The organism is Mixta theicola (assembly GCF_002895925.1).
Lineage (GTDB): Bacteria > Pseudomonadota > Gammaproteobacteria > Enterobacterales > Enterobacteriaceae > Mixta > Mixta theicola.
The window spans coordinates 1-13855 of the sequence record NZ_NWUO01000021.1 but is presented as its reverse complement, the minus strand read 5'-3'; the positions used below and the strand labels follow the sequence as shown (position 1 = coordinate 13855).

Sequence of the window (13855 nt, the reverse complement as noted above, 5' to 3'; positions counted from 1 at the left end):
ATGAAGCTAAAAATAATCAATCTTGCAGCGATTATGCTTTGCTGCTCTGCGCAGGCCAGCGTTCAGGTTCAGAATTCCAGGGGCGAACCAGTGGGTGCGCCGGCGCAGAGCGTGCAGCAAAGCAGCGTGCAGGATCTGAAACAGCAAGCCGGTCAGTGGGGGCTAAGTCAGGACGATTATGAGCGCTATCAGTCGCTGATGAACGGTCCGCGCGGCATTCAGTCACCGGGTCTGGATCCGTTGTCAACGCTGGGTATCGAGGCGCGGAGCCAGGCGGAGCGTCGTCAGTATGCTGAGAAATGGGTAAAGGAAGAGTTTGCGCGTACGCAAAAAGAGCTGGATTTCCAGCGCGAAGTTACCGCCGCATGGAAGCGGCTCTATCCGGAAACGCTTGCGGTAAATATGGGCAACGCAGCCGGCATTGCGCACGACACCGGCGGGCGGCTGGCGCTGTTCGTTAAGTCAGCGGGCTGCGGGCAGTGTGACGCCCGGCTGGCAGCGGTATTAGCCGATAACAGGCCGGTTGATATCTACCTTGTGGACAGCCAGGGCGATGACGGGAAACTTCGCGGCTGGGCAAAAGACCATCACATTCCGCTGGACAGGGTGCGCAGCCGTCAGATCACACTGAATCACGACGGCGGTCGCTGGATGCGGTTCGGTAACGGCATCATGCCGGTCGTTCTGCAGCAGGGGGAAGACGGATGGCAACTCGCCGCATTCTGACCGGCGCGGCGCTGCTGCTGCTTTCATTTTCCACGTTCGCCGGTGGCAAACAGACCGTTCCGGATGGGTACGTGCGCGTGGCGCAGGCTCACAGCGTGCCGCCTGAATCGCTCTACTCCGTCAGCCTGCAGGAATCATCGCGCAGGCTGCCGCAGGGCGAACGCCCGTGGCCGTGGACGCTCAACGTCGCGGGTAAGGGCTATCGCTATAAAACCCGTCTTGAAGCCTGGCAGGCGCTGCAGGTGTTCATGAAAACGAACTCACTGAAGCGCATCGATGTCGGTATTGCCCAGGTTAATCTCGGCTGGAACGGCCAGCATTTTACGTCAACCTGGGAGGCGCTGGATCCCTACGTGAATCTCAACGCGGCTGCCGCCATCCTGCGCGAGTGCTGGGACCGGAAACCCGGAAGCTGGCTCGATGCCGCCGGTTGTTATCACCATCCCGCAGGCGGCGCACCCGCTGCCCGCTATCGCGCTTTCGTTAAAAGCAAGCTCGCCATGCTCCAGTCCTCGCCGCATCTGCCGGCGGCTACCGCAGTTGAACAGACAGCGTCCGCATCGGTGCCGGATAACGGCCTCGTCTGGATAAATCCACGGAGTCAGTGATCATGAATCTGAAAAACCTCATCGTTACCGCATTTATCGCCTTTTCGCCTGCCGCGCTGGCGGAGCTCAACGTCATTGCAGACCTGGGCGGACAGAGCACGCAGGCTGTTTTCGAGGCCGTAAACCGCCAGGATACGCCTCCTGCGCCTGCTGCAGCTCCTGAACAGGGGGAAGCGGCCATGCTGCCCGTTATTACGCCAGAACTTTCCCCCGGAAAGGTGCCCCCCCGGGCGCTGCAGCTGCCGGGCATCGGCGCGCTGTTTATCATGGGTGATGACAGCTATTCACGGCAGTGGCTGCAGCAGAACGCACAACAGCTTTCGGCCAGAAATGCAGCCGGCCTCGTTGTGAACGTTGAAAGCATGGCATCGCTGGAATCCCTGCGCGGTCTCGCGCCCGGTCTTCAGCTGGCTCCCTCATCGGGATCTGAATTTGCCCGCCGCCTGCAGCTGACGCATTACCCCGTACTTATCACAGACAGCGGCCTGTCTCAGGAGGTAGGGCAGTGATATCAGCTCCTTACATCGCTGTACTGTTGATGGCAAATCCGGTCCTCCTGGCCGTCCTGCTGGCCGTGATTATCTTTCTGCTCTGGCATTTTCGCCGGCAGTCGGTCAGCGAGCGGCGGCACCGCCGGTATCGCGCAACGGCAGAGCGCGTCTTTACCCGCCTTCGCCAGCTCAGCGGAGACGGGCAGCGCATGAGCTATCTGCGCAAGATTAATCCCTACGTATTTGAGGAATTACTGCTGCTGGCATTTGAGCGTCAGGGCTATGCCGTACAGCGCAATGCGTCGTACAGCGGGGACGGCGGACTGGACGGACGCGTACACATAAACGGCGAGTGCTGGCTGATTCAGGCCAAGCGCTACAGCCGGGCGATCGCGCCGGCGCACGTCCAGGATTTTGACGCGCTGCTGACGCGCATGGGGCAGCGCGGTCTGTTTATTCATACCGGCAGGACCGGCCAGAAAAGCAGGGCTTTCGGGAGCGGTTCACAGCAACTGATGATTATCAGCGGACAACGCCTTCTGGCTCTGCTGGCAGGTAAACCCTTTAAGGAGTTCTTTCTGTGAGTGATAAATACGTAATTGAAGCCCTTCTGCGCCCGGCTGTTGAACTGAATACAGCGGTCGCAGCGGGCACTGCCGCCATCGTCTGCGTGACAGCGCCCTGGGCAGTCGCCCTGGCACCCTCCGTCAGCTACGTCACCGCCGGCGGATTCGCCGTGCTTTCTGCCATACGCGCGCGTCAGGGAATACAGGTCATTCGCTACCGCCGTAATCTTCGCCGTTTACCGCGCTACGTAATGACGTCAAAACAGATCCCCGTGAGTAAACGCCGGCTTTTTCTGGGCCGTGGGTTTCGCTGGACCCAGAAACACACTCAGCGCCTGCGCGATACGCTGCGCCCGGAAGTGGCCCACTATCTTAAGCCGTCGAAGCTGTATCAGCTTGCCCGCCAGTTAGAGGAAGCGACAGAAAGCAGTTTGCCGGCGATCGGCAAGCTGCTCAGTGCAGATTCGCCAGTCAATCCGGTTCGCCCGCTTCCCCCGGTTGGCGGTAATCCGGCCGTACACGGCATTGAGCCGGATGAAACTGACGTCACGCTCGATTTACGTGAGCGGGTCGGCCACACGGTTGTCTACGGGACAACCCGCGTGGGCAAAACGCGCCTCGCTGAGCTGTTAATCACTCAGGATATACGTCGTGGAGACGTCACCATCGTATTTGATCCGAAAGGCGATGCGGACCTGCTGAAAAGGGTCTGGGCGGAAGCGAACCGGGCGGGGCGGGGCGATGAGCTGACCGTTTTCCACCTGGGCTGGCCTGATATTTCCGCGCGGTATAACGCCGTAGGACGCTTCGGGCGCGTATCAGAAGTCGCTACGCGCGTTGCCGGCCAGCTCAGCGGCGAAGGTAACAGCGCAGCGTTTCGCGAGTTTGCCTGGCGGTTCGTGAATATCGTTGCCCGGGCGTTGGTTGCTTTAGGTGAACGCCCGGATTACACCCTTATTACCCGCTACGTGAACAACATCGCCAACCTGTATCTGCGTTACGCCGAAAAAATCATTACTGAGAAACTGCCCGAACTGAACAGCCAGATCGAGAACAACGCCAACGCGTTCAGTGATGATGACGTGCCGCGCAACATGCAGGGGCAGCCTGAAGCTATCCGGATTTGGGCAGTTGAAGTGGCGCTGAGTTCGGACGCAGGAAACGCGCTGTATGACCCGATACTTGACGGATTGCGCTCTGCCGTACGCTATGACCGTACCTACTTTGACAAGATTGTGGCGTCACTGCTGCCGCTGCTGGAAAAACTGACTACCGGTAAAACAGCGGAGCTGCTGTCTCCCGATTATCTGAACATGGAAGATCCGCGCCCTATTTTTGACTGGGAGCAGGTTATCCGTAAAAAAGGCATCGTTTACGTGGGGCTTGATGCACTCAGCGACAGCGAGGTTGCCAGTGCCGTAGGTAACAGCATGTTTGCCGATCTGGTGAGCGTGGCCGGGCACATCTACAAGCACGGTATTAACGGCGGCCTGCCGGGTTCAAAAGAGGGAAAAGACCCCATTAACCTGCACTGCGATGAATTCAACGAACTGATGGGCAACGAGTTTATCCCGCTCATCAATAAAGGCGGCGGTGCGGGCATGCAGGTGACGGCCTATACGCAGACCTCATCTGATATTGAAGCCCGCATCGGGAGTGCGGCCAAAACCTCTCAGGTTCAGGGTAACTTCAACAACCTGATCATGCTGCGCGTGAGAGAGAACCGGACGGCAGAGCTGCTGACCTCACAGCTGCCGCAGGTTGAGATCTACAGTAAAACGCTGGTCTCAGGTCATCAGGACTCAGCTGACGTCACCGTCAATCACGACTTTACCTCCAGCACCCAGGATCGCGTGGGCACCATTAAGGTGCCACTGCTTGAGCCTGCCGACATTGTCACGCTGCCTAAAGGTCAGGCTTTTGCGCTGCTTGAGGGCGGCCAGCTCTGGAAAATTCGTATGCCGCTACCGGCGGGCGATGCAGGTGACGTGCATATGCCTGAGAACATCGCGCGTCTTGCAGAAGAGATGCGCCGGAATTACCACAGCAGTGAAGGGTGGTGGGACAGCCGCAGTTCAGCAGCTGCGCCAGTGAAGGGAGATAATAATGGCTGAGGCACGTCGTACCGCACCGCAGCAATATCCGCAGCAGCACCCCGCGCAACCGCGTGAGCACGGCCTGCTCTATAACCTGGTCTGGGGCTGGCCGTGGAAACTCGTTGGCGTGATCCTGGCTTCACTGATGGTGAGCCTTGTCATTGAATATGTCGGTATTGCGTTCTTCTGGCCTGAAATGGGTGCCGCGCACAGCCAGGCGGTGATGAATACCGAGTTTGGCTATCTGTCTTCTGATTTTACCCGCAGCCTGCTGCTTTCCGAGCCGGCTGCAACGGTGACGCGCTGGATAACGGATGCCTATCAGTGGGCGTTTGTGGACAGTGGGATCATCGGCTGGATACAGGAAAAATATCAGGCCGAGATGAACAGCGGCAATGAGGTATCGCGCAATCTTAAGGGTGCCAGCCGCTGGATGGGGAATTATCTGCAGCAGTACATGCTGGCAACGGTATATGTCTCTATCGTGACGCTGATCCGCGTCACCATCATTGCCCTTTCTGTACCGCTGTTCGTACTGGTTATATGCGTTGCCGTGGTTGAAGGGCTTGGCCGACGTGATTTGCGCCGGTTTGGTGCCGGTTATGAGTCATCTTTTCTGTACCACCGCGCGAAAAGATTGATCAAGCCAGCTGTTTATCTGCCGGTGATGGCCTACCTCTCATGGCCTTCTGCGGTCTATCCAAACCTGCTACTGCTACCCGCAGCATTAATGCTGGGGCTTACCATTACGGTTACAACTGCATCGTTCAAAAAGTATCTTTAATGGCCATATACCAAAGCCTGTAAAATGCAGGCTTTGCTAAATTTCCTTACTAAATAAGATAAAGGTAAGATCACAGTAAACTTGTGCGATAAGTAAGATACGGACATCGGTTTAATGCCAAAAATGTTATTTAGTGATCGAATTTCACTATTAACAGCCGGTGAAATGCTCAATTAGCCGAAAAAACAAATGCAATTTTAACCAATACAACCGTCAATCCTTGCGATCTACCTTCCTGCCAGGAACCTGAGAGCACCCGGAAACCTGCGTTTATAAAGACAAGTCTCTTTTCAGGTTTCGCTGAGTACGAAAGTGATAACTTTGCGTAACATATCCCTGTCGAGAGCCTCTCCGAATGCGGGATTACGTACCGAACGCACAGCCATCCCTTCCAGTAAGGAGGTGATGATTTCACATTTTGAAATGACGTCTTCAGAGGCACCGCCCAGAATATTATAGAAATCCTGAAAGACGTCTTTATCGTATTCCTGGATCAAGTGCGCTATAGACGCATTGCGTGAAACCTCTGCTGAAATTTCCATTTTCAGCGCCGCGGTTCCTCTGTCTAAAAAGCGCTGCTCATCCGCAAGCGTGGCATCAACGAGCGCCTCAACAGCGTTTTTGGTTTTCATCGAGGATTTCACGTTAGAAATATAGGTTTCAATCTGACTCCTATCTCTGGCGACGATTGCCTCAACGATCCCCTCTTTGCTGCCGAAGTAATGATAGATATGACCGGAGCTCATTCCTGCTGCGGCTGAGATCTGAGACATGCTCGTTTTGTGGAATCCCTGAAGCTTAAAACACTCAACAGCAGCCTCCAGAACCTGCTCTTTGCGTCTTTTTGCTATATCAGAATCACCGCCATTTTTTTTAACAGACATACCTGAACCTTATTGTCCTGAAAATTATCTTCGCGAAAGGTGGACGTAAACATCACTGACCAGAAAATCAACCATTTAACAACGCAAGCGATTGATAAATATACATTTAAATCATATGGCACGCCGTAAAGACTAACATCATTTTCTGAATGTGTGGCGTGATTTTTGCAAAACTGTCAAGAGCTCCACAATTAATAAAAACTTGAATCACAACTTTACATTTTTAGGTCGGTCGTTCAACCTACAACGCGCTATGCCGCAGGTTCGTGCGCTTAATCATACGCTAATAAAAGATTGGTCAACCAACCTAGATCACAATTCGGGATAAAAAATGTATTATTTTCATGATATTAAAAAAAGAAAACAGCTGGGCAACTTCATTAACCTGGCGTTAATGATCGGCGCTACGAGCCTCCTCAGCGCGTGTGATGACGCACCGGCTTCCACGCCTGCTGCAGAACCACCCGTGGTAGGCGTGTATAAAGTCGAGCCCAGCAATGTCCGCATGCTGACGGAATTACCCGGACGCACCAGCGCCTATCTGATAGCGGAAGTCAGACCGCAGGTAGGGGGCATCTTATTAAAGAGGGATTTCACCGAGGGTACGGACGTAAAAGAAGGCCAGACCTTATACCATATTGACCCAGCGCCTTATAAAGCGACGCTTGCCAGTGCTGATGCAAGTCTGGAATCGGCTAAGTTACTGTTCTCACGGTACAGCAAACTCGCGTCCTTAAATGTCGTCAGCCAGCAGAATCTGGATGACGCGAAGTCCCAGTATCTGCAGGCAAAGGCCAACGCCGACAATGCCAGAATTAATCTTAACTACACCGAAATTAAATCCCCGATTTCGGGAAGAATTGGGCGTTCCAATGTCACCCAGGGAGCGCTCGTCACCGCCGGGCAGACAAATGAATTAGCCACGGTGCAGCAGCTGGATCCGATCTACGTGGATATTTCACAGCCGGCATCGGCCCTGGTTCAGATACGTGAGGATCTGGAAAGCGGTCGCCTCAAAAGTGATGACGAAGGCCGGGCAAAAATCAGCCTGGAATTTGACAACGGCACAAAGTACAAACAGACCGGCACTCTTCAGTTCTCCGAAGTCAGCGTCAATGAAAGCACCGGTTCGGTAACCCTGCGGGCAGTTTTCCCTAATCCTGACGGCGTTTTGCTGCCCGGTATGTTTGTGCGCGCGCAGCTGCAGCAGGGGATCCGTGAAAACGCCATTCTTGTGCCACAGAGAGGGGTGACGCGGGACACTCAGGGTAAAGCGGTCGCGTTAGTGGTGGATGCTGACAACGTTGTGGAACAGAAGAACCTTACAACGGATCAGAGCATTGACGGGAACTGGTTAATCAGTGCCGGACTTAAGCCCGGCGAGCAGGTCATTGTCGATGGTTTACAGAATGTGACTCCTGGAATGATTGTTAAGCCTGTTCAGGCTGCAAAAAATTCATCCGAAGGCAGTTTATCTAAGACGTCAGATCACAAAGATAATACGGATATTTAAGGGAGCAGCATGTCCAGATTTTTTATAGATCGGCCTATATTTGCATGGGTCATTGCCATCATCGTCATGATCGCAGGTGCGCTTGCAATTTTAAAGCTGCCCGTTAATCAGTATCCCGATGTTGCACCTCCGGCAATAGGCATTACGGCTTCCTATCCGGGCGCCTCGGCGCAGACCGTTCAGGATACGGTGACTCAGGTCGTTGAACAGCAACTGAACGGCCTTGATGGCCTGCGATACATTCGCTCTGAGAGCAATTCAGACGGCAGCGTAAATATTGTTGTGACCTTTGAGCAGGGGGTTGACCCGAATACCGCACAGGTTCAGGTTCAGAACAAACTGCAGCTTGCCACACCAATGCTTCCTCAGACCGTCCAGCAGCTGGGCATTCGCGTCTATAAGTACCAGATCAACTTTATGTTGGTGGCCACGCTGATTTCAGAAGATGGCCGACTGGATAACAACGCACTGGGCGATTTGATTGTATCGCAGCTGCAGGATCCCCTCAGCCGTACGTCAGGCGTTGGCGATTTTTATGTCCTGGGCGCTCAGAACGCGATGCGTGTCTGGCTGGACCCGATTAAGTTAAACAATTACAAGTTAATGCCCAGTGACGTGATGGCCGCCATACAGGCACAAAACGTTCAGGTCTCCTCCGGTCAGTTAGGCGGACGGCCGTCAGCAGATACCTCAAGATTAAACGCAACGGTAATCGGCAAAACACTCTTCACCAGAGCCTCTCAGTTCCAGGACATACTGCTCAAGGTAAATCCGGATGGCTCACGCGTCTTATTAAAAGACGTCGGAAACGTCATGCTGGGGTCGGATAACTATGACTTCAATGCCAAGCTGAACGGTCACCCCAGTGCAGGTATTGCTCTGCGTTTAGCCACCGGCGCGAACACCATCGACGCCGTCAGCGCCGTGCGTTCAACCCTGGATCAGTTAGCTAAAACGCTGCCGCCGGGCGTTAAAGTGGTGTATCCGTACGATACCGCTCCGGTGGTAAAAGAGTCTATTAAAGGCGTCGTGCATACATTAGTTGAAGCGATCGTCCTGGTTTTCCTGATCATGTTCCTGTTCCTGCAGAACTGGCGCGCCACGCTTATCCCAACGCTGGCCGTGCCCGTCGTTCTGCTGGGCACCTTCGGCATCATGTCAGCCTTCGGCTTCACTATTAACATACTGACCATGTTTGGTCTGGTGCTGGCAATTGGTCTGCTGGTTGATGACGCCATCGTGGTCGTGGAAAACGTCGAGCGAATTTTATCTGAAGAGGACATCTCGGCGGTTGAAGCGACCCGTAAATCTATGGATCAGATCTCCGGTGCGTTAGTAGGCATCGGGTTGGTGCTGTCCGCCGTATTTATACCGATGGCGTTTTTCGGCGGTTCCACGGGCGTAATTTATCGTCAGTTCTCGTTAACTATCGTTTCTGCAATGGCGCTATCCGTACTCACCGCGCTGATCTTCACGCCTGCACTCTGTGCAACGCTGCTGAAGCCGGTCGGTAAGGATCATCATGATAAAAACGGATTTTTTGGCTGGTTCAACCGCGTGTTCGAAAAAAATGCGCGCCGGTACGAAAATGGCGTGTCCCGGGTAATTACAGGCAAACGCCGGTATTTAATGCTGTTTTTATTCATTGTGGTGGCTTTAGCAGTGCTGTTCCCCAGACTGCCGACCTCGTTTTTACCCGATGAGGACCAGGGAACGATGGTTGTTCAGGCAGAGTTACCTGCCAACGCCACTATGGATCAGACCGATGCCGTGCTGGATAAGGTGCAGAAATATTTCGCCGAACAGGAGAAAGACAACGTTCAGGCGGTATTCGCCGTCAGTGGGTTCAGCTTTGCGGGGCGCGGCCAGAACTCAGCGCTTGCCTTTGTGCAGCTCAAGCCCTGGGATGAGCGCAAGGATACCGTATTTGATCTTCAGCGCCGGGCTATGGACTACTTCGGCACAATAAAGGAAGCCAGGGTCCTGGCGTTTGCACCGCCGGCGATCATGGAGCTTGGCAACGCCACGGGGTTCGATGTTTTCCTGCAGGACTTCAGCGGACACAGCCATGCCGAGCTGATGAAGGCTAAGGAAAAAATCCTCTCAGAAGCCGCTAAAAATCCGGCACTCAGTATGGTGCGTGCTAACGGTAAAAACGATGAGCCGCAGTACAAAATCGAAATTGATGATGAAAAAGCGAGCACGCTCGGTGTCAACCTGGATGACATCAATACAACCATGTCGGCCGCGTGGGGCTCTTCTTTTGTCAATAACTTCCTGGATCGCGGACGTATCAAGCGCGTCTACATTCAGGGTCAGCCTCAGTCCAGGATCACGGAGAAGGATTTCAGCCAGTGGTACGTGAGAAATTCATCCGGTGAAATGGTTTCATTTGCCTCCTTCGCTTCAGGAAAGTGGGAAATAGGTTCGCCTAAACTGGAGCGTTACAACGGTGTGCCTGCTGTTGAGCTTCTGGGCCAGCCTTCACCGGGTTACAGCTCAGGCGATGCCATGGCTGCAATGGAAGACATTGCGAAAGATTTGCCATCCGGCATGAAGCTCTCCTGGACGGGCCTCTCCTATGAGGAGAGATCCTCGGGTTCACAGGCTCCGGCCCTGTATGCGCTGTCAATCATCGCCGTTTTCCTGTGCCTTGCAGCGCTCTATGAAAGCTGGTCCGTACCATTCTCGGTAATACTGGTCATTCCGCTGGGGGTTATTGGTACCGTGGTTGCCACGATGATGCGCGGCCTGGAAAACGATGTTTTCTTCCAGATTGGCCTGTTGACGACGGTGGGACTTTCCGCCAAAAACGCAATTCTGATCGTTGAATTTGCCAAGGAGCTGTACGAGAAAGAGGGGAGAACCTTATCTCAGGCGGCCATTGAGGCAGCACGTCTCCGACTGCGTCCGATTATTATGACGTCTCTGGCATTTACAATGGGGGTCATACCGCTGTTAATTTCCAGCGGCGCAAGCTCAGGAAGTAAACATGCCATTGGTACGGGCGTCGTAGGCGGCATGGTGACGGCGACGTTCCTGGCCATATTCTTCATCCCTCTTTTTTACGTTTTAGTGAATAGCCTTAAAAAGCGTAAAAATAATACTGACACATAAAGACCATCTGAGCCGGCTGGCAGGAAATCCACATCTTGCCGGCCGGACAGTTCCTGTAAAAGTAAATAGCAACGAAAGATCATGAGGTATTTATGCTGTCAGACTATTCAAACATTACCGTATTTTTTGATGCTTCCCCTGAAGGATTGAGCGTACTCGCCAGATCAGGAGAATTAGCATGTGTACAGAATTCTCATCTGATAGGCGTGACGTCTATGCGCCATGAATCTGGCGTCCCGGAAGAGTCCTTTTCAAGAGGGGATGCCATCATTGAGGTAATAAAAAAACATCAGCTCGCAACAGCCAGTAAATTACTGGAGCTGCATCATGGCATACAGGATATTTCCGATAAGCTAGGCGTGCAGGCTGAACTTCGCGTTATACCGTCGACGGAAGATAATAAAAATGCAATTCAGCATGCTTTATACAGCGATCTGGTCATTTTTAATTATCCGAGCATGAGTGGATTACCGGAGGGAATGACGATCAACTCGTTCATTTCCTACTCCGGCCTGCCGATAATTGTCGTTCCTGATAGCTGGCTGGGAGAGGGGATCGGAAAAAGAGTCACCATTGCGTGGAACGGCAGCCGGCAGGCGTGGCGGGCCGTATCTGACTCTCTTGGCCTTTTAATCAGTGCGGAAGAGGTTCAGCTACTGATTGTGGATGCACACCACAGTCAGGGCCTTCACGGTGAAGACCCCGGCGCTGACATGGCGGCTTACCTTGCACGCCATGGCGTCAGAGTCGACCTCGTCAACGTCGAGTCCGACAGAAGAGAGGTTGCTGACGTCATTATAGAGCACACGACCGCTCACGCATCCGACCTGTTGGTAATCGGTGCCTGGAGCCGGCCACGCCTGTCCGAACTGATCCTGGGCGGTACCACTAACAGCCTCCTTAAAGATGTGCGGCTGCCCCTGTTTATATCCCGCTGACTGGAGGTTAACTTGGTCAGAAAAACCAAGGAAGAAGCTTCCATCACAAAAGAACGCATAATAAAAGCGGCGGAGGAATGCTTTTGCGAACACGGCGTTTATCTGAGTTCTTTCGATATGGTGGCGAAAAAAGCAAAGTGCACCCGGGGAGCTATTTACTGGCATTTCCGGGATAAAAACGAGCTGCTTTACCACGTCACTCAGAGCTTCAGATGGCCTTTAATGGCCGAACTGAAAGGGCTGTCGTCAGGCGATGAGCATATATTTAACGCGCTTGTTTCCATGTTCAGGCGCTGCATTAATGATTTATCTACGGAAAGTCAGGTGCAGCACTACCTGAAATTAATGATTTATCGCTGTGACGAGGCCGAAACTTACAAGCCATTGCAGCTAAGCCTCTCAAAATTCATGTGTGATTTTGAGAAGTTAGTAAAAGATGCGATGTGCTTATCCATAAGTAAAGGCGAAATAGATGGGGAAGACAAGTCCGTAATCATAACAAATATCCTTCTTTACTCTTTTTATGGTGCCGTCAGAAAATTTTTTATCACGGGGAAATCCCAGAAGCCATTAACAGAGTTTATTGAAATCCTTGACCACATTCTGGGGGAGTTCGTCATTAACAATAAGAATTATGTTTTAGATGAGAGCTCTGACTAATCCTGCACCTTGCTATTCTGAGAGGAAAATCGTGAGAAAATTCACGCTAGAATTATTACACTGGATTGAACAAAATCTGGGAAGCTCCCTGACGATACAGAAGATCTATCGTAAGTCCGGATACAGCAAATGGCACATCCAGAGGCTGTTCCGGGAAGAGACTGGCATGCCATTAGCCACCTATATTCGCAACAGAAGACTCGCCAGGGCGGCTCAGGTACTGAAGTTAACGAACATGCCTATTATTGAGATTGCAGAAGCGCTGGGATTTGGCACACAGCAGGCATTTACACGGGTCTTCTCAAGGCATTTCAGAACGCCACCCAGAGTCTACCGGGATAGCCGTATGTGGAACTTTACCGGGATCATCCCCAGTTCGACAATGGTAAGGCATCCCCTGCCTCCACCTGATTATGTGAGTCTGGATATCAGCCTCAGCCATCACCACAGTTTCACTAATGATGTTGATTTTCATAGCATAGAATGTATGAGCGATAAGATTACCCGCTTGTCTAATCTTGAAATGACAATGCTCGAACAGGCTGAAACCATTTACTCGGTTGTCCATTGCGAACCTGTAGGCAGATTCGGGGATGCCAGGCTTAATATGTTACTGTGCGACACGACTCATTCCGACGAATTAGAAAGTATCAGGATGGCAGGCAGTTACCTGAAATTTAACCTGCTTGGGAGTTACGATGAATTCAGGCACATGATTTCAACAATCTATCATTTTGAACTGCCGTTAAGAGAAGAAGTCCGGAGTGAAGGCCCGGACCTGCTGGAAATTAAAAGCATAAAAACTTCTAATGGTTATAGTTATTTTTCAGGGTGCTACTACATTCCGGTCGCATCAAAGAATAGCTCTCCGGACTCTGCTGTTCATTAAGAGAATCAGGTTCAGTGATTTATCGGGTTCGCTTATATCAGCGGATGAAAACCGGCCCGAAAAAACAAAGGCAATCACCGACTGGTTGCATTGTAAATGACGTATTGCAAGAAGGCTTAATAAGTAGGGTGTTAATTTTTCATATGAACTTTTATACGCTATGCGTACTGGCATTTGATATCCGCATGATTTCAATGAACAAATTACTGATCACATATTGATGATGCAAAAAATGAAAGACAACAGAAAAAAGAAACTGAATAAGAAGACCAATTTTACGGAGTTCGACATGATTCGCTTTGTTTCGCTTCTCACCCGGGAGTGTTTATTCCTGCTATTCGGGTAATGGTCCCAACTTATTGATAGTGTTTTATGTTCAGATAATGCCCGATGACTTTATCATGCAGCTCCACCGATTTTGAGAACGACAGCGACTTCCGTCCCAGCCTTGCCAGATGCTGCCTCAGATTCAGGTTATGCCGCTCAATTCGCTGCGTATATCGCTTGCTGATTACGTGCAGCTTTCCCTTCAGGCGGGATTCATACAGCGGCCAGCCATCCGTCATCCATATCACCACGTCAA

The 13855-nt window shown here is 52.2% G+C and carries 13 protein-coding genes; 11 read left to right on the top strand and 2 right to left on the bottom strand.

What is annotated here, in order from left to right:
• Genes COO59_RS18965 through COO59_RS18940 form a run of 6 tightly spaced genes read left to right on the top strand, consistent with a single transcriptional unit; the run spans window position 1 to window position 5271 of the window.
• Window positions 1-726: a TIGR03759 family integrating conjugative element protein gene (locus COO59_RS18965; RefSeq protein WP_004181870.1), complete on the top strand. Its 726-nt coding sequence runs from the start codon at window positions 1-3 to the stop codon at window positions 724-726.
• Window positions 705-1334, top strand: a complete 630-nt coding sequence (locus COO59_RS18960) for a lysozyme family protein (protein ID WP_004181871.1) — start codon at window positions 705-707, stop codon at window positions 1332-1334. The genes COO59_RS18965 and COO59_RS18960 overlap by 22 nt, the downstream gene beginning before the upstream one ends.
• A gap of 2 nt (window positions 1335-1336) precedes the next feature.
• Window positions 1337-1843 (top strand): integrating conjugative element protein, encoded by a 507-nt coding sequence (locus tag COO59_RS18955; RefSeq protein WP_004181873.1) that lies wholly within the window; start codon window positions 1337-1339, stop codon window positions 1841-1843.
• Window positions 1840-2409 (top strand): restriction endonuclease, encoded by a 570-nt coding sequence (locus COO59_RS18950; protein ID WP_004181874.1) that lies wholly within the window; start codon window positions 1840-1842, stop codon window positions 2407-2409. Before COO59_RS18955 ends, COO59_RS18950 begins: the two co-directional genes overlap by 4 nt.
• A complete protein-coding gene (traD, locus tag COO59_RS18945; RefSeq protein WP_004181875.1) occupies window positions 2406-4505 on the top strand; it encodes a type IV conjugative transfer system coupling protein TraD in 2100 nt (699 codons plus the stop codon). Before COO59_RS18950 ends, traD begins: the two co-directional genes overlap by 4 nt.
• Window positions 4498-5271 carry a TIGR03747 family integrating conjugative element membrane protein gene (locus COO59_RS18940; RefSeq protein ID WP_004181877.1) on the top strand — a complete coding sequence of 258 codons (774 nt, stop codon included), beginning with the start codon at window positions 4498-4500 and terminating at the stop codon, window positions 5269-5271. The genes traD and COO59_RS18940 overlap by 8 nt, the downstream gene beginning before the upstream one ends.
• Before the next feature lie 290 nt (window positions 5272-5561).
• On the opposite strand, the gene COO59_RS18935 is transcribed toward COO59_RS18940, so the two are convergent.
• Complete coding sequence (locus COO59_RS18935) at window positions 5562-6155, bottom strand: TetR/AcrR family transcriptional regulator (protein ID WP_004181878.1); 594 nt, start codon at window positions 6153-6155, stop codon at window positions 5562-5564.
• A gap of 331 nt (window positions 6156-6486) precedes the next feature.
• Between COO59_RS18935 and COO59_RS18930 the strand changes: the two genes are divergently transcribed.
• From COO59_RS18930 to COO59_RS18910, 5 genes are all read left to right on the top strand, one after another.
• Window positions 6487-7668, top strand: a complete 1182-nt coding sequence (locus COO59_RS18930) for an efflux RND transporter periplasmic adaptor subunit (RefSeq protein WP_077258305.1) — start codon at window positions 6487-6489, stop codon at window positions 7666-7668.
• Between the two features lie 9 nt (window positions 7669-7677).
• Window positions 7678-10785 (top strand): efflux RND transporter permease subunit, encoded by a 3108-nt coding sequence (locus COO59_RS18925; protein WP_004181881.1) that lies wholly within the window; start codon window positions 7678-7680, stop codon window positions 10783-10785.
• A 92-nt stretch (window positions 10786-10877) separates the two neighbouring features.
• Window positions 10878-11723: a universal stress protein gene (locus COO59_RS18920; protein WP_004181882.1), complete on the top strand. Its 846-nt coding sequence runs from the start codon at window positions 10878-10880 to the stop codon at window positions 11721-11723.
• Window positions 11724-11735: 12 nt separating this feature from the next.
• Complete coding sequence (locus COO59_RS18915; RefSeq protein ID WP_004181884.1) at window positions 11736-12383, top strand: TetR/AcrR family transcriptional regulator; 648 nt, start codon at window positions 11736-11738, stop codon at window positions 12381-12383.
• 31 nt (window positions 12384-12414) lie between these two features.
• Window positions 12415-13272: a helix-turn-helix domain-containing protein gene (locus COO59_RS18910; RefSeq protein WP_004181886.1), complete on the top strand. Its 858-nt coding sequence runs from the start codon at window positions 12415-12417 to the stop codon at window positions 13270-13272.
• 356 nt (window positions 13273-13628) lie between these two features.
• On the opposite strand, the gene COO59_RS18905 is transcribed toward COO59_RS18910, so the two are convergent.
• Window positions 13629-13855 (bottom strand): IS1 family transposase (locus COO59_RS18905; RefSeq protein ID WP_001642742.1); only part of this gene is annotated, 227 nt, incomplete at its 5' end.